21 protein-coding genes are annotated in these 22,813 nt (G+C 38.4%); 8 read left to right on the top strand and 13 right to left on the bottom strand.

Features of this window, described 5'->3' with window-relative positions; translation table 11 throughout:
* Nucleotides 1–52 precede the first annotated feature (52 nt).
* The 3 genes from cls to V7108_RS09820 all read right to left on the bottom strand — a co-directional run bounded on the left by cls (nt 53) and on the right by V7108_RS09820 (nt 2,973).
* The gene (cls, locus tag V7108_RS09830; protein ID WP_335568072.1) at nt 53–1,501 is read right to left on the bottom strand and encodes a cardiolipin synthase; all 1,449 of its coding nucleotides are present in this window, start codon (nt 1,499–1,501) and stop codon (nt 53–55) included.
* Between the two features lie 38 nt (nt 1,502–1,539).
* Nucleotides 1,540–2,145 carry a DedA family protein gene (locus V7108_RS09825; RefSeq protein ID WP_335568071.1) on the bottom strand — a complete coding sequence of 202 codons (606 nt, stop codon included), beginning with the start codon at nt 2,143–2,145 and terminating at the stop codon, nt 1,540–1,542.
* A 183-nt stretch (nt 2,146–2,328) separates the two neighbouring features.
* Entirely contained in the window at nt 2,329–2,973 is a 645-nt protein-coding gene (locus V7108_RS09820) for an SDR family oxidoreductase (RefSeq protein ID WP_335568070.1), read from the bottom strand.
* 255 nt (nt 2,974–3,228) lie between these two features.
* Between V7108_RS09820 and V7108_RS09815 the strand changes: the two genes are divergently transcribed.
* Nucleotides 3,229–3,945 carry a CPBP family intramembrane glutamic endopeptidase gene (locus V7108_RS09815; RefSeq protein WP_335568069.1) on the top strand — a complete coding sequence of 239 codons (717 nt, stop codon included), beginning with the start codon at nt 3,229–3,231 and terminating at the stop codon, nt 3,943–3,945.
* A gap of 83 nt (nt 3,946–4,028) precedes the next feature.
* Here V7108_RS09815 and V7108_RS09810 read toward each other — a convergent pair whose 3' ends face one another.
* Nucleotides 4,029–5,546: a M1 family metallopeptidase gene (locus tag V7108_RS09810; protein ID WP_335568068.1), complete on the bottom strand. Its 1,518-nt coding sequence runs from the start codon at nt 5,544–5,546 to the stop codon at nt 4,029–4,031.
* A gap of 144 nt (nt 5,547–5,690) precedes the next feature.
* Nucleotides 5,691–6,935 (bottom strand): multidrug effflux MFS transporter, encoded by a 1,245-nt coding sequence (locus V7108_RS09805; protein WP_335568067.1) that lies wholly within the window; start codon nt 6,933–6,935, stop codon nt 5,691–5,693.
* Nucleotides 6,936–7,241: 306 nt separating this feature from the next.
* On the opposite strand from V7108_RS09805, the gene V7108_RS09800 reads away from it, so the two are divergent.
* The 3 genes from V7108_RS09800 to V7108_RS09790 all read left to right on the top strand — a co-directional run bounded on the left by V7108_RS09800 (nt 7,242) and on the right by V7108_RS09790 (nt 9,363).
* Entirely contained in the window at nt 7,242–7,631 is a 390-nt protein-coding gene (locus V7108_RS09800; protein WP_335568066.1) for an SRPBCC family protein, read from the top strand.
* Between the two features lie 22 nt (nt 7,632–7,653).
* Nucleotides 7,654–8,079 carry an acyl-CoA thioesterase gene (locus V7108_RS09795; protein ID WP_335568065.1) on the top strand — a complete coding sequence of 142 codons (426 nt, stop codon included), beginning with the start codon at nt 7,654–7,656 and terminating at the stop codon, nt 8,077–8,079.
* 555 nt (nt 8,080–8,634) lie between these two features.
* A complete protein-coding gene (locus V7108_RS09790) occupies nt 8,635–9,363 on the top strand; it encodes a hypothetical protein (RefSeq protein WP_335568064.1) in 729 nt (242 codons plus the stop codon).
* 195 nt (nt 9,364–9,558) lie between these two features.
* Here V7108_RS09790 and V7108_RS09785 read toward each other — a convergent pair whose 3' ends face one another.
* Nucleotides 9,559–10,284: a CBS domain-containing protein gene (locus V7108_RS09785; RefSeq protein ID WP_335513462.1), complete on the bottom strand. Its 726-nt coding sequence runs from the start codon at nt 10,282–10,284 to the stop codon at nt 9,559–9,561.
* Between the two features lie 62 nt (nt 10,285–10,346).
* Nucleotides 10,347–11,180: a deoxyribonuclease IV gene (locus tag V7108_RS09780; RefSeq protein WP_335568063.1), complete on the bottom strand. Its 834-nt coding sequence runs from the start codon at nt 11,178–11,180 to the stop codon at nt 10,347–10,349.
* A gap of 110 nt (nt 11,181–11,290) precedes the next feature.
* On the opposite strand from V7108_RS09780, the gene V7108_RS09775 reads away from it, so the two are divergent.
* The 3 genes from V7108_RS09775 to V7108_RS09765 all read left to right on the top strand — a co-directional run bounded on the left by V7108_RS09775 (nt 11,291) and on the right by V7108_RS09765 (nt 12,818).
* Nucleotides 11,291–11,791, top strand: coding sequence for an HIT family protein (locus V7108_RS09775; RefSeq protein WP_335568062.1), 501 nt, complete (start codon nt 11,291–11,293; stop codon nt 11,789–11,791).
* Nucleotides 11,792–11,919: 128 nt separating this feature from the next.
* Nucleotides 11,920–12,606 (top strand): DUF421 domain-containing protein, encoded by a 687-nt coding sequence (locus V7108_RS09770; protein WP_335513456.1) that lies wholly within the window; start codon nt 11,920–11,922, stop codon nt 12,604–12,606.
* A gap of 53 nt (nt 12,607–12,659) precedes the next feature.
* Nucleotides 12,660–12,818, top strand: coding sequence for a hypothetical protein (locus tag V7108_RS09765; protein WP_335568061.1), 159 nt, complete (start codon nt 12,660–12,662; stop codon nt 12,816–12,818).
* A gap of 114 nt (nt 12,819–12,932) precedes the next feature.
* Here the strand turns inward: V7108_RS09765 and V7108_RS09760 are convergent, their stop codons facing one another.
* From V7108_RS09760 to V7108_RS09750, 3 genes are all read right to left on the bottom strand, one after another.
* Nucleotides 12,933–13,367 carry a CBS domain-containing protein gene (locus tag V7108_RS09760; protein ID WP_335513452.1) on the bottom strand — a complete coding sequence of 145 codons (435 nt, stop codon included), beginning with the start codon at nt 13,365–13,367 and terminating at the stop codon, nt 12,933–12,935.
* 143 nt (nt 13,368–13,510) lie between these two features.
* A complete protein-coding gene (dacB, locus tag V7108_RS09755; RefSeq protein WP_420489174.1) occupies nt 13,511–14,974 on the bottom strand; it encodes a D-alanyl-D-alanine carboxypeptidase/D-alanyl-D-alanine endopeptidase in 1,464 nt (487 codons plus the stop codon).
* 148 nt (nt 14,975–15,122) lie between these two features.
* On the bottom strand, nt 15,123–16,388 hold the full coding sequence (locus V7108_RS09750; protein WP_335568059.1) for a glycosyl hydrolase family 18 protein: 1,266 nt from the start codon (nt 16,386–16,388) through the stop codon (nt 15,123–15,125).
* 303 nt (nt 16,389–16,691) lie between these two features.
* On the opposite strand from V7108_RS09750, the gene V7108_RS09745 reads away from it, so the two are divergent.
* Complete coding sequence (locus V7108_RS09745) at nt 16,692–16,997, top strand: monooxygenase (RefSeq protein WP_335568058.1); 306 nt, start codon at nt 16,692–16,694, stop codon at nt 16,995–16,997.
* A 131-nt stretch (nt 16,998–17,128) separates the two neighbouring features.
* Here V7108_RS09745 and V7108_RS09740 read toward each other — a convergent pair whose 3' ends face one another.
* From V7108_RS09740 to V7108_RS09730, 3 genes are all read right to left on the bottom strand, one after another.
* The gene (locus V7108_RS09740) at nt 17,129–19,729 is read right to left on the bottom strand and encodes a polynucleotide kinase-phosphatase (protein WP_335568057.1); all 2,601 of its coding nucleotides are present in this window, start codon (nt 19,727–19,729) and stop codon (nt 17,129–17,131) included.
* Entirely contained in the window at nt 19,729–21,072 is a 1,344-nt protein-coding gene (locus tag V7108_RS09735; RefSeq protein ID WP_335568056.1) for a 3' terminal RNA ribose 2'-O-methyltransferase Hen1, read from the bottom strand. Before V7108_RS09735 ends, V7108_RS09740 begins: the two co-directional genes overlap by 1 nt.
* A 286-nt stretch (nt 21,073–21,358) precedes the next feature.
* Complete coding sequence (locus tag V7108_RS09730; RefSeq protein ID WP_335568055.1) at nt 21,359–22,402, bottom strand: ATP synthase beta subunit C-terminal domain-containing protein; 1,044 nt, start codon at nt 22,400–22,402, stop codon at nt 21,359–21,361.
* Between the last annotated feature and the right edge of the window lie 411 nt (nt 22,403–22,813).

The raw sequence follows: 22,813 nt of genomic DNA, 5'->3' as shown, positions 1-22,813 counted from the left end.
AAAAAAGTCTCCTCCCTAAGGGATAGCACCTGTTTACTAACAAATTCTATTTTTACAAAATAGGTGAAAGCAGTCTAGAAATAGATTCCTTCAGACGAATTTCCAGTGACCGTCTTTGGTAATTTTCAAATGAAAGTAACATCGATACCTTTATATCATCTTTAAAGATTTCCGTTAGTTTTCTAGATATTCCTTCATCATATAAGAAGGCATTTACTTCAAAATTAAGTTTAAAGCTTCGATAATCAATGTTCGCAGTGCCAACTGAGGCTATTTCTTCATCAACCACAATCATTTTTGCGTGAATAAACCCATTTTTATATATATAAACCTTGGCGCCAACTTTTAATAATTCACTTACATGAGAGAGAGTTGCCCAATAGACAAACAAGTGGTCGGGTTTATCAGGAATCATGATATTGACTTCCACACCAGATGAGCAGGCAATTCGAAGAGCATCCAACAAACTTTCATCCGGTATAAAGTAAGGGGTTTGAATATAAATAGAATTTTTTGCGGACATAATCATTTTTATATAGCCATTCTTAATTTGTTGAAACTCAGAATCTGGACCGCTCGTTACAATTTGTATTCCGATATTACCATGAGATACATCTTCAGGATAAAGATTCGGAACATAGTCAACATCTTGATCGTCTGATGCTTGATTCCAATCAAGTATAAAACGGGTCTGAAGCGCATAAACCGCCGTCCCTTGAATGCGTAAATGCGTATCACGCCAATAGCCAAATTTCTTATTAAGACCTAAATATTCATCGCCCACATTAAAGCCGCCCACATAGCCAATTTTCCCATCAATAATGACTAACTTCCGGTGGTTTCGATAGTTCAATCTAAGATTAATAAACCGAAATTTAGAAGGGAAAAAGACCTCCACTTGTCCTCCAGCTTTCCGAAATTCTTTAAATGATTTTTTCGGTAAGCTTCGAGACCCCAATTCGTCATATAGAATACGAACCTTAACACCTTGCTTCGCTTTTGCCGTCAAAGCCTCAATTAATTTTTTACCGAGATGATCATTTTTTATAATGTAATATTGGATATGAATATAATTCCTAGCAGCCTTAATATCCTTAAATAACTGATTAAATTTCTCTTTACCGTCTGTAAAAATCTCGACAGCATTATCCTCTGTTAAAATCGCTTGATTGTTAATCATATGCATGTAAATCAAATCATGGTTATCTCTCGTGACATCATTGCGATAATAGAATTGATTTAAACGAAGTTTGGTCAATTGTGTTTCTAATACTTTTTCAAAACCTGTCTTTTTGAGATCGTCCCATTGGAATAGTCGTTTTCGACTCAAATTTTGTCCTAATAATAAATACATAACAAATCCAAGGATTGGAATGAAAAATAGTACTAATAGCCAGGCCCACGTAGAACCGACGTCCCTTCTTTCTTGAAAAATGACAATGAGGGCCAACATGATATTCAATACAAGGAGAAAGCCTAATAATATAGACGTAATATTCATGGTAATAACCCTCTCATAGAATTTATCCGTAGTTTCTTCTAATATCTTTTCCTTTTTCTTCGCCATCCGATAACGAATATAAGGAGAATGAAGAGTAGTATGTACATCAGGTTAGAATATTGGTCCATTTTTTCCACAATGAGTTCCCAATTTTCTCCTACTCCTGCACCCAAATTAATCAACACTGTATTCCATATGATCGTGCCGATGGTTGTAAAACTGATGAAATGCCAGAAATTCATTTTCGCCATACCCGCAGGGATTGAAATCAAACTGCGGATAAGTGGAATAAAACGACAAAAAAAGACCGTCCAAATACCATATTTTTCAAACCAGGATTCCGCTCGATAGAGGTCATCCTTTTTTAAGCGGAGGTAGCGTCCATACCTTTCAATCAGTCCCTCTAATTTTTTTACATCTAAGATAGCGCCAATCTGGTATAGGACAACAGCACCGAACACGGAGCCTATCGTGGATGCAGCAATAACCCCGAGAACAGTCAAGTTGGTTTGAACTGTCATATAGCCGCCAAATGTAAGAATCACTTCCGATGGAATCGGAGGGAAAATATTTTCAAGTGCAATGAGAAGAAAGACTCCCCAATAACCAAACTGTTCAATAAATTCTTTTATCCATAAGTCCATAATACCCTCCAACCAAATAAAAAGTAACTTTATTGATTTACGTTCCACTTACTGAAAAGTTTCAAACCTGGACATCCTCTTCTAATTACTATATTTTTACGAGAAAGAATTAAAACCATAACCATAAAAAAAAGCATTTGAAAGGATCAAATGCTTTTCGCCATTATTGTTTAGTTATATCATTTAGAGCAATTTTAATGCTTTTTCAATTGGAACTTCACCGCTAATAAGATCAAATGATTGGTAATATGTATTTTCTTCCGTTAGGGACTGGATTATTGTTTTTGCCACATCTTCACGAGGAATTTTTCCACTTCGGATGTCCGTCGCAGCTGTAACCTTACCAGTTCCAGACTCACTCATTAACCCTCCAGGACGGATAATCGTATAGGTTAAATCACTTTTTTCTAGCATTTTATCCGCATAGTATTTTGCTGCATAATAAGGAAGCATTTTTTCATGCCAGTTTTCCCTTCTATGCGCCTGGATCGCACTGACCATGATGAAGCGTTTAATCCCAACTTTTTCAGCTGCTTCGATGGTTTTCACGGCACCATCAAGATCTATGAGCAAGGTTTTATCATATCCCGTATGCCGGCCAGAACCTGCAGTAAACACGATGGCATTACAGCCTCTCGCTGCCTGAGCAATGTCTTCTACACTTTGCTCTAAGCAGGCCACAGCTACTTCGATATCCAGTTGTTTCAAAGCGGCTGCTTGCTCATCTTCCCTTACCATCGCTTTGACCGTATGTTCCTTACTATCCCTTAGCAGATGAACAAGAAGCCTTCCCACCTGTCCATTTGCCCCAACCACTAATACTTTCATAGATGTTAGCTCCTTAGCTTGTTTATGAGTATTATTTCATAGTGTGAATAACTTATTCACTAAGACATTGAGGCTAAAAATCTTATTAACATGCTTAATAAATTCGGATGATTTTTCCTGAAAATGCTAAAATAAAATTGTGCTCTATATATTGGAGGGGGCGTTACTATTAATAGAATTATTAAAGCTGTGATTGGTTTCCTCGCTCTAGATTTATATTTTGTATTTGCTCCTTCACTACTAGGTAATCCCATCTTGCAATTTGTCGCTCTGCTTGTCTTTTTCCCACTGGCATCTTTTATTACAAAATGGGTTGGTTTGAATGGGTTAAAAGGGTTAGGATTAGTTTTTCATCAAGGATGGTTAAGAAACTTCTTTTTAAGTTTTGGAATTGGATTCTGTTTTTGGATGTTGATGTTTGGAATTCAGCTTTTAAGTGGCGATTTACAGTGGAATGGCACGAGAGAACCTTCAGAATTACTTATGCCAGTTTTAATGATTATTGTAGGATTTTTCATGGGGTCATTTATTAATGATTTGATTGTTCGGGGGTTTGTGGTCAATCTTTTAAAGGATAAAATGCAAATAGGATGGGTTTTTACGATTAGTATTTTGATTTACGCTTTGGATGATTACTGGTATGCTGGCTTCAGTTTAAGTAACTTTATCTTTTCATTGATTCTAGGGCTTTCAATTACTTATGCTTTCTACAAAACAGGTTCGATTTGGGCGAATACGGGTATTCATTACGGATTAAATGTTGCCTATGGGCTGTTCTTCGGAATGGTCGGCAGTCCTGGCACCTCAATTTTTATTGTGAAAGCTACTATGAATGAATCGCTAGTTTCAGAGGTTGTTTATTACTTGATACCTGGGTTAATGTTTATCTTTGTCATTTTGGTAATCAAGTTCTACAGCCAGTCTACCTACGAAAAGACCAACATCCCCATCGATTGGAGTGGAAGGATGTAAAGGTGATTATTCCCTATTTAAGAAAATTAGGTAAACAAAGACCATTTCTCAGGAATTTTCACTAAGTGATGGTCTTCATCGATTTATTTCTTAAACTCAGGTTCTTTACCCTTCAGCCATCCCTCAAAATAAACCCTTGCCTCTGGACCTAGTTCATTGGCAAAGACAGCAACGAAGTCACTTCCAGACGCCATTCCATACTGATATTCATTAAAATATGTTTGTAGGATTTGGTCCATTTTTTCTTTCCCTATTACCTTCTCAAGGTTTTCCAACATTAAAGCACCCTTTTGGTAGACAAGCTGTGAATAGCTGCCAATGCTTTTGAATTGATCAACAGGACTCCCAATAAATATGCCATCTCGTTCAAACATTTCCGTTCCAGCTGTCATTTGCTTTCTATTCTCTAAATTTGCCGCTCCATGTTCCGGAAATTCCTCTAACATAAATCTCGTTGTAGTATACGTTGCCAATGCCTCATCCAACCAAGGCTCTTTTACTTCATCATTTCCTACCATTCCATACCACCATTGATGTGCGGTTTCATGGACCACAGAACCAATTTCCGTTTCATTGCTCTCAAGAATGTTTTTTGGAAGGTAAATTATGCCTGGAAATTCCATTGCGGTAAACATACCCGTCCGAACGATATCATATTCAGGATATGGATAAGGACCATAAATTTCACTAAAATAAGCTAATGCCTTTTTTCCCGCTTCATGGTTTTGCCTTACTGCCTCCTGGTTGTCACTTGCTAGGAACCATGTATGAACGATTGTATCTCCTACTTGTTCAGATAACTTTTGATACGATTCATCCATTATGACCATGGCAAAGTCCCTTACATTTTCAATGGACGTAGTGTACCGCAGAGTTCCATCTTGTTCCTTTATACCCTCTGTTTCCTTGCCAGTACTGGCGATTTTATAATTTCCCGGAACTGATACATTCATAGTATACTTCCCAACCTGGCTATAAAATGGATCTCCCATTGAATGATACGGATCTGTAACCCAGCCTCTCTTATCATAAACAGCTTGAATAGGAAGCCAGTTTCCCAGCCAAATCGCATGCTCATCATACGCAAATCGTCCGTTATTTTTCGGGACCTTCATTGAAAAATTAAATTCGATCGTAATCGCTTGACCCTTATCCCATTTATCCAAAGGGATTTCAAGGACTGTGTCTTTGATCTCAAATTTATTTGCCTTTCCATTGACTTGAACTTCTGAAATTTCCATAGTTCCAGGTTCAGAATTCTCATCAATGATTTGACGCCAGAACCCACCCAATAAATCTACACCTTCACGAAATTGATTCGGGTACACATGCAGTAAAATTTCGTCTTGGCTTTTTCCTGTTTGGTTTGTTGACTTCACTATAAGTGTACCGGTTAAGGATTTTTCCGCTGCATTTACCTTCACATCTGCATCGTATTCTGTTGGTATAAACTGCGCCTCTGACTTCTGAACCTCACTTTTTTTAGCCCCAGTTGTCTCCTTTGAATTTTCTTCTTTACACCCTGCGAGTAATACTGCCAATACTAGCAAAATAGCGGCTATCCAATATCCTCTTCCCTTTTTCATTTCACCTTTATTCATAGTGACCTCCTACTATGTACTCTCTACTTAACTTCTAGACGTCTTTTCTCGCAAATAGTTTCAAATTAACCAAAAATATCCATATAAAAAAAGCATTCGATGCCCTAATGCACCGAATGCTGACTACCACTACTAAATGAATTTTTATGAATAAGCTTTTTGCTTTGAGGATTTTCTTAGCACTAAGAATATATACGTAATCACAGCGCCAATGGAAGCGCAGGCGATGACAAGCCCCATTGGGATCGCGGATTGATCTCCTCCTAATCCGACTAAAGGAGAAGTGATACCGCCAAATAAGAGGGAGAGAACCCCCAACAGCGCAGCGGCACTTCCTGCATTTTTCCCCTGCTCCTGCATGGCAAGCGAGAATCCTGCCGTATTGACCATACCCACACTGGATATGACGAAAAATAACGGGATGGTAATAGTCCATAACTTTGCCTGAAACAACAATAAGATAAGTAACATCACTGAACCAAAAACAGACATAGATAAGCCGATGGCCAATAGCTTTGACTCCCGGAATCTGACAGACAGCCTGCCTGTTAATTGACTAGCAATCATAATGCCGATTCCATTGATGGCAAAAATAAGGCTGAAGGTTTCCGGTGAAGCACCATAGATGCTTTGCACCACAAAAGGAGAGCCTGCTATGTAGGCAAACATTGATGCACTGACCAGTCCTTGTGTAAGGGCATACCCGATGAAACTTCGATCAACAATCAATTTTTGAAAGGTAATAAGTGTATTTTTGATTCCAGCTTTTACCCGTTTCTCAGCTGGCAATGTTTCCATTAAGCCAAAAAGGACAACAATAAACATAATAAAACCGATTAATCCTAATACAATAAATATCCCTTGCCAAGGAACAAATCTTAGTAGTATAGCACCAAATACTGGAGCTAGAATCGGTGCCGCTCCGTTTACTAATGAAAGAAGTGCAAAGAATTTGGTTAGTTCGGTACCGGAATATAAGTCACGGACAATCGCCCTTGAGATAACCATTCCAAATGATCCGGCAAGTCCTTGAATAAAACGTAACAATATGAAGGTCCAAATGGATGGACTAAATACGCACAGTATTGAAACGACACCATAAATAATTAATCCAATAAGCAGTGGTTTTCGTCTCCCGCGAATATCACTAATGGGTCCTGCAAATAGCTGTCCTAAGGAAATTCCTAGCAGGAAAAATGTTAAACTTAGCTGAATAGAAGAAGCGCTAGTATGGAAGTAATCCGCTAAGATTGGAAGCGCTGGGAGATACATATCAATGGATAAGGGAGCGAAAGCCCCTAAAGAACCTAAAATAATGGCTATCCATACCCGTTTGGAACGGGTAATCGTATTTGAATTATCTATTGAACTATTAAATGATGAACTCAATCGTGCACCATTCCTTTCCATTATTCCTATATCTAATTTAGCAATTATTTCTACTTTACATCAAATGATACAACTTAGATATAAAAAATTCTAAAAATTATAGATAATTTCAGCACTACTCATGGAGTTTGGTACAATGAAAAGGTGTTTTACCATTATAAATAGAATATTATTTTTACTAGGTATTTTTTCGAAAAAATTAAAATAATTATATATACAAAGAGGTGTTCCAAACTGAGAGAATGGACAAAGGAAATAGAAATTGACGCTCCCATCGAAAATATTTGGGATTTATTTGATGGTACATTGGAAAAAACGCAAAAAATGATGCCGCAAGTTGTGGGTCATTCACCTGTTAAAATTACAGAAGAAAAAGTAGGTACCATTTATCGTCAGCAGTATAAGGAAGGAAAGCGTATTGAAGAATATGATGTTGAAACATTAGAATATATGAACACAGCTGATCACAAAAAAATGAAGGTTGGATTCACCTTAGCCAACATGTTTGAAATTACAGCTGCCTATGAGTTAGCGAAAATAACGGAACATAAAACAATGTTCAAATATACAACGACCAATAAACCATTAAAGGCCTTTTTAAAACTATTTTTATGGTTTGCGAGTGATAAGACGGTAGTTAAATTTGTTGAGAGGGTTAAAACCCTAGCCGAGGAAGAGAATGCCTTGGTGAAATAGGCTGTAAGGAAGGGAGTCTAGAATGATAGATTATCGTTTCTCTCACCGATTAAAGGTGCGCTATTCGGAAATTGATGGGCAAAAGATTGTTTTTAATTCGCATTATTTAACGTATATAGATGTGGCCGTCACAGAATATTTCCAGCAGCTTCTGCAACACGATGAAGCTTTTGATTTTGTTCTGGCCAAATCGACCATCGAGTATAAACGATCCGCATACTTAAATGATTGGCTGACCATTTGGTGCCGAATGGAAAAAGTCGGCAGCACAAGCATGACCATGAATTTTATGATTACGAGAGAAGATGAAATCGAGCCCGTTCTGCTGGCTGAGATTATCTATGTGAGTGTAAACCGCGATACTCTGTCACCCTGCCCTGTGCCTGACTTTGTCCGAGAACGAATCGAACAATTTGAGCTTGATTATCAAAAAAATTCCCCATTTTAAAAATGAGGAATTTTTCTTTTTATCCGAGTACCAATACATTAGGCTCTAGAAAATAAAGACTTGCGCATATTAGCGACCATTGTCTTTTCAAAAAGCAAGATTTTTAAGGAATCAAGGATTTGCTTATAGTTGTGTTCCCCATGATTTCTTGTTTACGAAGAGGTTCCAACATTTGAAGCAGTCATTTGTAAGTATGCTTGTTTCGACCATTCTTTACTAGCAATGGATAAAAACCAACACCCTCGATGATTTTTTGAATGGCAGCGGTAGCTGCTAACTACATTCATTTTGTTGACATAATCTTATTATGTTTAATTTATTTTCAAACTTTTCCTTAATGGCTGGAGAAAGTGTTTCCGGAAGACACTATACACTGAGAATCTTCCGTTTGCCTCCTTCCATTCATATAGCTCTTGATCACTGATTCCAAAATAATATCGCTCTCAATGTAGGTTAGATAGGAAATCCATATTTTTACAAAAATGCACAGGTTAGACATATTAATGTGCATGTTGGAGATAATAACTTCGATTACCTTGAAAGGATGGGATGTTAATGTCGTTAGAATGGTTTGACAGAGTTTGCAGTGAGCTGCAGGATCACCTAGAATCGATATGTGAAGAGTATGATCAGGTTGGTCAAATGTCGATTGAAAGAGCTGCCAAACACCCGAGGATCGAATTTTTTGTAGAAACGGAAGATGTGCATACAGAAGATATCGATAGAGACTATTTTTGTACATTATTCTTTGATCCAGGGAACGAAGAATTCTACATCGATACCTTTGATGTTGACAGTGGGCATACTGCTAAAATCATCCTTTCGGACATAGAAGAAATCGTCGATGAAGTCCATGCAAGTCTTCATGATTATATGAATGATGAGGATCACTACACCGATGACGGTGTCTATTTGACTTCAACCGAAGTGTATGCAGACAGCGACGAATGTTATGATGAAATGGTTGATGATGGTGTCGAGTATTATGAGGCTGAACAAGTAAGCAGTGATGATATCTTTGAAGAAATTGATGTAGATTGGAACACACCGGAGGTAACGGCATTCAAGCACGATGATGAGGTTGAAGTGACCTATCAATTTGGAGTCGTTCCTGAAACAGGTGACGGTGTTTTAAAAAGAATTAACCGGATTTGGACAACCGATGATGAATTAATTAAAGACGAATCCCATTTCATTTTCAGCAAAGAAGAAGCAAGTACAATTATCGCGATGATTGCCAGTCATATGGATCAATTAAGTGAGTTTCATTTTGATGATATGTAATAGGAAAAGCGGAAGCGCCCGTTCAGCGGCGTATGGACTGGAGCACTTCGACTGAGATAAAGGAAACACGAAGAGCGTAGCGTTTCGATGTTGACTTATCGTAGGGAGAAGAGCGAAGTACACTAGCCGCTGGGCGATGTAGCTAGACAATAGGAAAAAGAGCATACCTTTTTTTGGTGTGCTCCTTTCTTTTTTTTAATCAACTGTATAATCAATTTCAATTAAGTCCCACGGAGTGACAATTCCAAGCGGGGTCTCATCTTTTCTTCCGTTTTCAGTAATAATAACGGCTTCTAATTTTTTCTTTACTTTATGAGACTTTTCAAAAATGGTTTCAACATCAAAGATATTGGTACTTTTCGCCACAAAATCAATGGGATGTTCTTTTTCATATTTCATAATATCAGATATTTGGGTATGTGCTAGATTCACAGAACTGCTCACCATGTTTTGTGCCATCCACTTCACGATCGACCCTGCCGTCAAAAGGCCTGCAAATTCCTTATTCTTATAGATTGGAAATTTGGAATAATTATACTGACGGATTGCCTCCGTCACTTTTAAAATACTATCATTATAATCAAAGTAAACCACATTTTTCGTCGCAATGGTCATTGCATAATTCGGACGGTTAAACACATGCGCGATTTTCTCAATATGTTCAACCACTTTTGCATTCGGTTCCGCAATATAATAGCCGACCTCCATTTTTTCATGAACAATGGCATTCCTTAGTTTCGCATATTGCTCGAGATCCTTTTTAAAGGTTTCGATGATTTGGTATTTCTTTGCGCCCACCTTTACCAACACTACAAATCTATCATCATTAATTTTGACAATATCCTTCATCGCATCATGCACTTGATTGAAGGCAACCTCAAAACGTTCTGATAGGATTGGTCCTTTTTTCATTTGTTTCATCTTCTATCCCTGCCAATATTGTTTACTTATTTATTAATTATATATTTATTGTGACAATTTAACTATCCCCATTTTTGATAGAGCTGCTTAATTTCTTCTCGATGTGTTATTCCTTCATCATCTGGCGTTTCTAACACAAATGGAATCTGTTTTAGAATTGGCGAGGTTACGATATCCTTTAGGTGCTCATCTTTGATGAGTCCATTTTGAAAAATATTCGCATGACGATCCTTTCTCGATCCAGTCGGATATTTAGAATTATTGAGATAAATGATTTTAAGATGTTTAAAGTAATGGAGTTCTTGACCTTTTGCGAAAAATTCTTCTGTATTTTCCCCATTCCAAAGTCCACTCGCAAACATATGACAAGTGTCGAGGCAAAAACCGATTTTCTCTGGATAATCCGCCAGGTTCCGAATTTGAACTAATTCCTCAAACGTTGTGCCGAGGGCTCCTTTTGTTCCAGCGTTATTCTCAATTAATAGTAAACATTCCCCGCTCCATTGACTGAGGACAGAATTAAGCATTTCTAACATTAAATGATAACTAGCAAGTGGGTCTGTTTTCCTTATTTGACTCCCAAAGTGGACAATTACTCCAACTGAGCCGCAGGAATCTGCAATTTCTAAATCATTTAAGAGAGACGCAATCGTTAACTCTTTTTTATCCTCAGAAGGCGTCAAACTTGTTGAGTAAGGTGTATGTGCAACGGAAACCATCCCATGCTCTTGGCAAAATTCTTTACAGCTTCCCGCATCTCCTCGGTCAAAGTCTTTGATTGAAAGGCTCCGTGGATTTTTCGGAAAATATTGAAATGCCTCAGCTCCGTAAGCCTCTGCTCGTTTTGCCGCACCTAAATACCCGTTTCGAATGCTAACATGACAACCAAAAATCATCGTATCCCACCGTTTTTTTAGTTTATTTTTCGCAAAAAAACTTCTTACTATTCTTTTATTGATGAGTGTGTTGTAAGATAATTCAGGATACTTGCAGAGGGGGAAATTGGATGAGAAAAATTACATTATCAAATGGGAAAACGGTTGAAGTTGAATGCTTGAGTTGTGCTTTGACGAGCGGGCTGGTGGTGCCAGATGGCGGCGTGATAGTAGAAACAGAACATTTCCATGCCCACCAGGATGTTGCCTATCCGATTGAAGGATTAGTTATACTGGCTTCAAAAAGACATATAAAATGCTTGGATGAATTGACGGATGAAGAAAGACTGGATTACATAAATATACTTACGAAAATCAGGAAAGCACAACGCGAGATTCTAGGCATTAACCATGTTTATTATTTCTACAACGAAGATACCACACATCATTTCCATACCTGGTTAGTACCCCGATATGAGTGGATGAACGACCTTGGACGATCCGTTGAATCCGTTCGTCCGGTCCTGCTTCATGCAAGAAATCATCGAAACACAGAGGAGAATCATAAAAATGTTTTGCGTGCTATCGAGGCATTAAGAAAAGGATTGAATGAAGGTAACGGGTTTAATTGAAAAGTGAAATAAAAATCAAAAACTGATCAGCTAACGAATAGCAACATGTAAAAATCCGCAAGTTATAATGAAACAATAAAGAGGTGAAAGGCCAGTTCATTGAAGAATCACAAAGGTTGGTGGTTTCTATGGAATTACACACATTGTTGCTAAGGATAACATTGGGCTTTTTTGTATTATTTTTACTAACAAGAATAATGGGCAGAAAAGAGATTAGTCAAATGACTTTTTTCAATTTTGTTTCAGCTATTGCGATTGGTGAAATAGCAGCGAGCCTTGTAGTTGACCACCAATTAAGTATTCGCAATGGACTTATCGCATTGGCTGGTTGGAGTATTTACACATTGATCATGAGTTATATCGATATTAAATCTGTACACGCTAGAAAATTGCTGACAGGTGAACCTGTCATCTTGATTAAAGAAGGAAAGATTATGGAACAAGCTCTCCGAAGCTGTCGATTAGATTTAGATTCCTTAAGGGCTATCCTAAGACAAAAAAACGTCTTTTCTATGGCAGAGGTAGAGTACGCCATATTTGAAACAGATGGTAAACTTTCGGTGATGAAAAAGGAATCGGGACAGCCTGTAACGAAAGAGGATATGAACATAAGTATTAGGAAAAAAGTATTTCCTATAGCAACCGGGGTCGTGTTGGATGGGAAAATTACCTCTGAAAGCTTGGAAAAATTGAATCTAAATACTGACTGGTTACAACAAAACCTTCAAAAAGCAGGGGTTACCTCGGTATCTGAAGTTTTTTATGCAGAAATTCAACCCGATGGTACACTTTTTATTGATATCAAAAGGAAATAATCACACATTCGTTCAGATGATTTCAATAATGGAATGGATGAAGGAGGACTTATATGAAACAGAATCAGCAAGTTAAAGGGAATATCGATTCTATAATGAAACCAAATTTTGCCGGAACGGATCCACAAAAAGTAAAACAAGAAATTCAAAAAGATATAAGCCAAGGTGAAGGTGCCATGACTTCCCGAGAGGCAGGAGCAATGCGCGATTAAAAAACCACTTTTCCAAGTGGTTTTTTAACGGCAATTTGTATGGGACACGTATTAAAAAAGTTTGTTATTTTCAAAAAGTGTACTTATGGTTCCATTTCTCCCGGTAACCTCTTCCTATTGTTGAGGTGCTGATGGAGTTGAGATACTTTGTAATGCCTGTTCTGCCTCATTTGCATATTGATTTTGCACTGCAAGATCGCCTAAAGCTACCATTCCTACCAATTGACCATTTTCAGTCACTGGCAATCTGCGAATTTGCTGCTCTGCCATTAAATTTGCAGCTTGATGCACATCCATATCAGGTGTACCTTGTACGATTTGCTGCGCAGTCATAACTTCGGAAACAGGCGTTTGTGGATTTTCTCCTTGTGCAGTCGTACGGAGGGTAATATCACGATCCGTTACAATTCCAACGATTTGTCGATTGTTATTTACTACTGGGATCGCTCCGATATTATATTTGCTCATTAACGCTGCTGCTTCCTGTACGGTCTGTGTTTCATTAACGGTTACAACATCTGATGTCATGATATCTCTTAATTGTGCCATAAAATTTCCTCCTAAGTATCTTTTTACTTTTATAGGATGGGGAATATTTACGATATTATGAATTTAAATTTTTTATTTATATGAATATTTTTTTATCCTTACCTGGAAGACGAAAATAGAGTTGTATCAAAAGACACAACTCATCAATGATTGGCTATAATCGAAATTAGTTTATCTTCAATTTTCTTACCTTTGGCATCCTCCATTAGATTGTTTAACATAATAGAAAAGACCAAGGTTTGTCTACTTTTCGTGGTTACATAGCCGGATATGGTACTTACTGTAGAAATCGTCCCTGTTTTTGCAAATACCTTCTCTTTTACATCCGGACCCTTCATCCTGCTTCGTAAGCTGCCACCTTCCATTTTTTCACTAGCTCCTGCTACTGGCAGTGAATGAAGAAAGGCAAGAAACCACGTTTGCTGCTGAACAGCAACTAATAATTGAGACAGCTGTGCAGCAGGAACTAAATTAACATGTGAAATTCCAGAACCATCCCGCAGGACCAATGTTTCCGTGTTGATCCCAAATTTGGCTAGCTCTGCTTCCATTACCTCAATGCCCTTTTCCCAGCTGCCTTCCCCTTTTACCACTCTTCCCATCTCTTTTACCAAGGTTTCTGCATGACCATTGTTGCTCAGTTTCATAAAAGGAACAAGTAATTCTGAAAGCTTAATCGAGCTCCGTGTATGTACGATTTTCGCATCTGTTGGAGTGGTTCCTATTTTTATTTTTCCTGTTAGATGAATGCCTTTTTGTTCAAGTGATTGTTTAAAAAGCGCTAATGCGTACCGAGTCGGTTCCCAGACACCAATCCATTCCTTTTCACCTTTCGATGTAACCGGTAAAGTCCCCGTAATGGTAATCGTGTTTTTGGCGTGCTCCCGTTCATAGGTCAGCTTCTTTTTTCCATCCTTAGCAACCGTTTCGGTTTGATTGATGATTTTTACAAATTCAGTATTTGGCGTAAGTGTTACTTCCGCCTTATCACCTTCGACGTTACCCGGTTTTACTTCAATCAACACCGATCCCGAATCATAATCTTTTGTTGGCGATGCTGTTAGGGCGGAAATTTGTGCACCGTAATAGGTTTGTTCATCACTCCACGGTAAATCAACCGAATAACGGATATCATCATACCATGTATCGTCGCCAATTAACTGACCCGTAATTTTTTGTATCCCTATTGTTTTGAGTTCTGCGGCCATGTTATCAAAGTCTTCCTTTAAGAGAGTCGGATCGCCCTTTCCCTTTAAATATAGATTCCCATGCAGGGTTTTCTTTTTTACGGTCCCATCCATGAGTACTTCGGTTTTAAAAGTGTAGTCTTCCCCTAATACAGATAATGCTGCGGCAGCTGTTAACAGCTTCATATTTGAAGCAGGGCGGAGGCGGACATCTCCTAGGTGGTCATATAGAACTTCACCATTTGTCGCATTTCGTATGCTCACCCCAGCAATAGCCCCCTGTAAATCCGGTTCCTCATTTAACAGCTGATTTAATTGGTGTCCTAGATTGTCCTCTGCAAGAACTGGTTGTGTTTGTGGTAGTATTGTTGTAAATACACTTATAAAAATAATCAAATTCAATCTTCTCAGCAAAACCATTTCCAACTTTCTCGTTTTTTATAAAGTCTTTCCAGAAAAAATAAATATATCTGCGTTAATCGGGTTTTATCTGCGTAAATTCATATTTATCGGCGATAAACTAAATATATCTGCGTTATTCCCAATATATCCGCGATGCTCGAAAATACTATTTCAAAACAGTAATATTTTTACTCATAAACGCCCAATTTTGTGGTGCTGCCAAGCTAATTTGCCAGAAGGTTGTTCCTGATAAGTTATATAAATCGATCAAACGATATTTGGCTATGAAACTTCGAATATCCTCAAACCAAACGATATGTTCTAGCCCCGTACTCCAATGCCGATACCAAGGAGACATGGATCTTTGATCAAATTCAATCGGCGAACCCGTTCTAATAGCTTGATTCTGGGCTGCTAGAACAGACATGGCATGTGTCGTACTCGTCCCGACGACTTTATCATATCCATAGAGAGGCAGCGCAATTTGTAGTTTACGAGGATTAATGTTTGCAAGGGCGTATTGAACTACTTCTTCTATCCACCAGATAGGGGCAATCGGATCCGGTGGTCCGCCCGGGTATCCATAATCAATCGTCATAACGGCCACAATGTCGGCTATAGATCCAATCGCTGCATAATCGTATGCTCCAACAATTCGATTGGTTGGAAGATCTGCTGTTTTCGCATGCACATTTACATGTAATAACAACTCTCTCAGAGCGCTCTTTAATTCTCTTAAAAACAGATTAAAATCATTGCGTTGTGGGGGCGGAATAAACTCAAAGTCAATACTGACACCGCCAAACCCTCTTTGTCTCGTTAAATTTACAATACTTAGGACCAAATTTCGGCGGTGGGCAGGATTTCTAAGCACTTGCCCCGCCAGCTCGGCACTGAAATCTACTCCTGTAAAATTACGGATCATCAGTAAAGGGGTGATATTTAATTGCTTACTTCGTGCAACAATCGCTGTATCCTGAATCAAGTTATAGGCATAACCTTCTGACGTAAACGCATATGCTACTACCGCTAAATATGTTAATTGCCCGGCGAGGGAATCTAATACCGTGAGATCTGTACTTGAACCTGATGGAACAAGAAACCCGAGAGTGGAGATCTCCAACTTTTTAGGAGAAGGAATGTTTATCCTTTGTCCGATGAAAAGCCTGCTCGGGTCTATCCCGGAATTTGCCCCTAAAATCGAGGAAATATCCGTATTGAACCGCCGAGCCAATTTCCGAATTTGATCTCCTGGTTTTATTTGATAGGAGCGGATGGGAAGCTGGTTGTCGGGAATGTACAATGCGAGACCAGGGACAAGGGCGTTAGCCGACGACAGACCATTTATCTCGACAATGGTTTGGATAGACACACCATAACGGTTTGAAATTGCCCACAAATTTTCCCCCGCACTTACTATATGAACAGCCATACTCTCACGCTCCTTTTTACCTACATCATATGGGGAATACACATGGAATATGGCTCTTTGTATGAAAAAAACAAACTGGTACGAGGTAAATGAAGAAGAATTTGCGAGTACGAAGAACTCGGGGTCCGTCTTTGAATGAGTTATTAATGGCATTCGTACTTTTAAGACATTTTTGCCAATTTGTTGTATAAACAACAGATTCAATCAATTATTGGTATTTTCATGGTTTCGTTATGGATAGAATGCAATTGTATGATAAAAATGAGATTCTAAGGAATTGTAAATTAAAGGAGAATGACAATAATGGCCTACGTATTACAAGTAGATTTTAAAATGAATGGACCATTCGGAGATGAAATGGGAGAAGAGTTTTCGGGTTTAGCAAAAAGTATAAATGAAGAAGAAGGATTCATGTGGAAAATCTGGACAGAGAGTCCTGAAACAAACGAAGCAGGCGGAATTTATATTTTCGAAACAAAACAAACAGCTGAAAAATATTTAGATATGCACTCAAAAAGATTGGCTGGCTTTGGAATAGCAGATGTAAATGCAAAAATCTTTGCGATTAATTCTAAACTCACTGAGATCACCAAAGGTCCAGTAAAATAAATAAAAAGCCTGTTCATTTATTAATAAAGTTTACAGGTTTGGTATTCCCATTAATCAAATAGAAAAAGAGCAGCTGCTCTTTTTCTATTTGATTAAAAGTGTACAAGTGTGCACAGTTCCTTTTTACTCAACTACAATCTTGGATCAATAGGTTCTGCCTCTAAAGCAAGTACACCCAAAACACATTCATGAACACGTTCTAATGATTCTTTTTTTACAAATCGATTCACACCCTCGACACCGAGCGCAAATTCCTTCAACGCATTACGCTGTTTCTTGCCTGCATTCCGTTTTTTTAACCGAGATAAATTTTCAGGAAGCAGATAGTCCATTCCATAGATAATATGCAGATACTTTCGTCCCCTCACCTTTATGGCTGGCTGCAACAGTTTTCCTTTGTGACGGGTAATAAACGAATCTGGTTTGACAACAAATCCTTCATGTCCAGCCTCGGTTATTTCTTCCCACCACTCAATCGCTGCTTTCATCGAAGCCTCATCACTTACAACCCGGTACTCTGTTTCCAGAAATAACCGGGATATCCCGTTGAATTCTTTGTTTTTCTCCATATGCCATCTGTGCGGCTTGTCAAAAAAGGTTTCTTTGCTATGTGCCAGCGTATGAAAGGGTGCAATTTGAATGCCATCCAACCCCTCTATTTCCCAACAGTATTTTTGATAGACTTCATTAAAAACCTTTGCGTTCTCTATTCCCATCTCGTTTTCTTGTATCCAGTGTTCAACACCCTTCCCGCTTTCAAAAGCTTGTTGAAGCGAATCCTGTAACTTCTTACGATCAAGCAATGCCATTTCCCCCACATGTGCATATTGATTTAAAATCAAGTCTTTCGCCTTTAAATTCCAGGGAAGAATTTCAGCATCTAGCAGCACAAAATCTGTGTTGTAGGTTTCGAAATAGCCACTCTTCACTAGATCCTCATTCAGTACACCAACAATTTGTTCTTCTACTTCCTTTTTGAAGAATGCCCTGCCTGTCCGGGTATAAATATTTCCTAATGTTTCCCTGCCGATATATTCCTTGGCGACTTCCTTATTTTTAAATAAAAATAGAATTCCCCTGCTGCCCATATGTTTCTTTTCAACAACCATGGTCTCCACCCCATTCGATTGATAATATTCAAATGCTTCCATTGGGTGTTCAAGGTATCCCTCAAGACGAGAAGCTTTTGGTGTCGGGCTCATCGTCGGCGGCAGATAAACGATATCTTCAAGCGGCAGTGTGTAATGGGAAAAGTCATCTATAGCTGGTTTCACTCCATCATCATAAATCATGATTTCCCCATAGTGCTCCGTCAGCACAGAATATCCTTCTAAGAACTTCATAATATTTGGCGGATTGAGCCGCTTTAGCTCCCACTCTTTCAATGGATTGTCCGGTACATTTGCATAATCCTGCTTAGCCTTCACCGAAACGAATTGTTTTTCGGGGTAACGATAGGCGGTCAGAGTGCCGCCGAAAACCACACCTTGGTCAATATTCAGTGTATTGTTAACCAGTAAGGGCTGCGGCTTTGGATCATGCCCCCAGATAATGAGTTCACTAGATTTGTGAGAGATGGACCAATCTTTTCGAATTGGCTTCCCATTTTCATCAAGCCCATCAGTATCTCCGTATCGGCAAAAATCAGAAATACGGTGGGACTGCTTCCCAATATAGTGATCCTTGATTCCTGCATGAACGGCGACAACAGCATTTACACCATTTTTCCGAATAATATAATGTGATTTGGCTTCTAATAATAACTCTTTTATTTGTTCCTTTAACTTCTCTGTCTCTTCTGTACCATTTTTTCGCTCATATTCTTCAAACTCAGCAGCAACATTTTCATCCCCATGTGCCATCTTCACATTTTTTCCTTCCAGCCAGCGTGCAATTTTCCAGCCATGATTGCTGTCAATCATATAGGCATGTCCTGCAGCTACATGCTTTTGGAAAAATTGTAGTGTTTCAATCGACCGGGATCCACGGCTCAACACATCACCAAGTGAAAGAATTTTCCGCCCTTCTGGATGGATGTAATATCCTTCATCATTTTCTTGGTATCCAAGTTTTGAGAGGATTTCAAGAAATTCCTCATAGCAGCCATGAATATCACCGATAAAATCGATTCCGTTATCCAGCTCAATAAATAATGGATTTTCCAATCGACTTACATTCAATACTTCAAGTTCATCTTCACCCAACAAGTAAACCCTTCGGTAATGTTTCTTTTTAATGAAGCGAAGAGTATTTTTAAAATGTTGATACTGCTGCTTTATTCGGTTTCTGCCCCGAGAAAAATCCCTCTCCGCATCACGTCTTAGCAATTCAGTTTCCGAGATATTAAGGACGATAGCAATGACTGGAACATGATATTTCTTCCCCATTTGAAGGTATTTTTCATGCTCTTCTTCACGTAAATGGGTTGCATCGATGAATGTTAATTTATTGAGTTTACATCGTTTTGAGATGACATAATCCATTGCATCAAAGGCTGCGCTAGATATTTGCTGGTATTCATGAAACAGTGCGTCACTTTCGTCTTTTGGTCGCCCATTCCAGCTAATAAATTCGATATCACTAACAAGAACGCGGAATTGATCAGAGCTGATAACTTCAGAAGCAAGAATTTGATTTTCTTGGATTAACTGATTTAATAAAGTCGTTTTACCGGTATTAGAGGGGCCGACCAATAGCACAATCCCTGCATGTGGTAAATTTATTGTTGTCATCAAATCTCCTCCCTTCTAAATATAGCCATTTGTGTCGGCTGACCATATGTTGGATGTTCTTCACCGATCCCTTGAATGTTAACTTGATAAGGATATCCTTTACTCCACGCTTCCACATGTTGAGCAAATTCAGCTCTTGTCCACTCAAAACGGTGATCGTCATGACGCATGGCTTCATCCATATCATAGAGGACATTGTATTCTTGGTTTGGTGTTGTCACAATTAGTGTCTTGGGTCGATAATCATTCAAGATGGTATTAAAAATTTCAGGCAGCCTTTCTTCATCTATGTGTTCAATTACTTCACACAAAATGATAATATCTTTATTTTGCAGCCGGATATCAAAATAATATAATGAGCCAGGGAGTGATTGTGGTTCCACATATCCCTCTCTATCAATCACTTGTCCGAATCTTTCGATCGCCTTAAGGCGGGATTTATTCGAGGGCTCAATCGATAAAATTTCTTTAACACCTTCGACAAAACCTAGCTGTACAGACAGTCTTCCTTCCCCAGCACCAAGGTCGACAATGTTCTCCTTTTGTGGCAATGCGCGAATAACGTTTAGGATTGCTTCATAACGCAGGTCATTTAAACGAATCTTCGTGCCTTCTCCCTGGTTACGAATGTACGGTTTCTTGTCATAGTATTTAGACTGAGAAATTAACGCATTAAATCGAAGGGCACGCTTGACGATCATCTGCTTTAACGGATGAGTTTCCAGCCATCCTTCCCCATAGCGTTCGAGTTTCTCCACTTCTCGTTCGTCTAAAAAATAGTGCTTATAGTTATCGATAACAGGTATGAGAATGGAAACATGTTTAAGTGCATTTTGGACGCTTTGCTTGCCGGATATTGTGACAAATCGTGCCGAGCTTTTTTCACGGAAAGCACTATCTCCACGCTCAATTTCAATTTTGTAACCTATTGGTTCAAACAAATCAGCGATTTCTTGATCTCGTAAATCCGTTGATACAGGACCAAAAGCCAGTTCCATATCAAATGGGTGATCCACCCAATGCAGATACGCTTCATCTGGTTTCCCATTTAACGCTGTTCCTAATGCTTTGCGGATGGTGGTGATAAACAAGCTGCTGACAGCAAACTCGCGGTCGTTTATGTAATGAGTTATATCAAATAAATCCGATGAATTTCGAACTAAATCAATGGGATCTGGCTTCACATAAATGACAAACTGAACTTCCTCTTTGGTAAAAATGGGATAGACAAGTCGAACTTTGAATCCTTTCTCATCCCGCTCATATGGATTATTGGGGTTTTTGGCGATAAGATAAGAAACAACATCTGCACCCGACCCTTTAATGGTTAAAGATAGCTGCATTTTTCACACTCCACTTCTTCTGAAGTACTTTTCTCTATCTACCATAATTGCACAAAAATGGAAAATTTAAAAGAACATACCGCTTGTTCAGTATGTTCCTAATAAAAAGTGTTATTTGTTGTAGTTTGTATTGCTTGCATTAACCGAGTGGCCTGTATATTTTTGGTTTCGGTCACTCCAGACCCGCTTTATGACCGTGATTCGATTTTGTCTTCCGTCCTGGTCACTCCAGACCCGTTGCATTGACCGAAATATCATTTTGTCTTCCGTCTCGGTCACTCCATAATCAAATCGTTCCTATATAATTCAAAGAAGCAATATCCTTTGAATCCACAACCCCATCCAAAATCTTTTTCACGTCATTTAATGTATCCTTCAAACTTACCTCTTCTCCTTTGATCCCCGTAAAGGTTTCAGCTACATAGAATGGCTGTGTCAAATAGGCTTCTAGGCGCTCTCCTCGATGAAAGGTTTCAATTTCAGCTGCTGGGATCCCATTAATCCCTTTCACATTCACAAGGGAACGTAATTCACGATAGCGGCGTAACAGCTTTTGAGCCTTTTGTTGGATAGATAGATGATTTTGGTATACATGTGCACCCTCTAACACTGAAGATGTAGAGTAGATTGGGTTCACCGCAGGGTAACGATGTCTAACAGAAAGATCCATATCAAACTGCCAAAAGGTTTCAAGTGGTCCGTATGGAAGGTCTTCATCCACTGATGCACCTTTTAAATCGAGTAAAAACGTGGTAACACTCTTGATATCAACATCATGTAATTTTTCCTGAAGCTCATAAATTTCCCCCGTTAAGACATGCGAACGGTCAGCAACAAAAATAATGTCTTTATTTTTTCCAACTACTGACATTTCCAAGAAAGCCTTTTCAATCGTATCAGCAATGATTTCTACATCATCCATTACTTCACTAATTTCAGGATGATTTCCTTCAGGCTTCAATAAAACTGTTGCATACCCCTCCTTCTTAAAGCGATAGAATAATTCCGCTAGTACAACAAGCTGACCCATTCCTGGTCGAGCTACAAGCCCTATGGTTCCTCCCTTAACAACTGGCGCAAACAAATCTAAAGTTTTTATTTTGGTTTCGATCATCTCTACGTTCTCCCCTCTTAAAATCAACTCATCTAGACTACATTGGGCTAATTCTGCTAATGCTACGATGGTGCGAACTTCAGAGCGTCCTACTGGAATTTTCCCCGTACATAAATTCGAGACGGTTGCCGGCCGTAAACCTACATCACGCGCTGCACTTGTAAGGTTCGGCACCCTTCTTCTCAATAATGGGACGTTCAATCTAATATTTTCCAACATTACCACCTCCTTACTTTATATAGTAATTTATATTACTCTAAAACGCAATAAATAATTATGCTAAAGAGTAATTATTTTCATTTTAAGCGTAAAAAACATTTTGGATATTCAGCTCCAATTGGTGTAATTTTATCGTGGTAATTTTTTAAGTAAGAAGTCTGTTAAAGAGTATAAAGATTCAAAATTTATTGAGATAGGTTTTTGGTATTTTTCATTTCTCTGTGTTTTTATACAAAATAATGTATAAATAAATTTAGATAAACGAAATAAAGTATTGATGTTAAGGTGTTTTTGATAACTGTTTAAGAAAAAGGGTTGATTATGTCAACTAACTGTGTATATAATAGTATATATGAAATGGAAATTCGCTAAAAATACAGTGGATTTTTTCCAAAAAAAAAAACATTC

Source organism: Neobacillus vireti, from assembly GCF_036962345.1.
GTDB lineage: Bacteria > Bacillota > Bacilli > Bacillales > Cytobacillaceae > Neobacillus > Neobacillus vireti_A.
The sequence above is the reverse complement of the archived record's forward strand: the minus strand, read 5'-3'. Positions and strand labels throughout refer to the sequence as shown.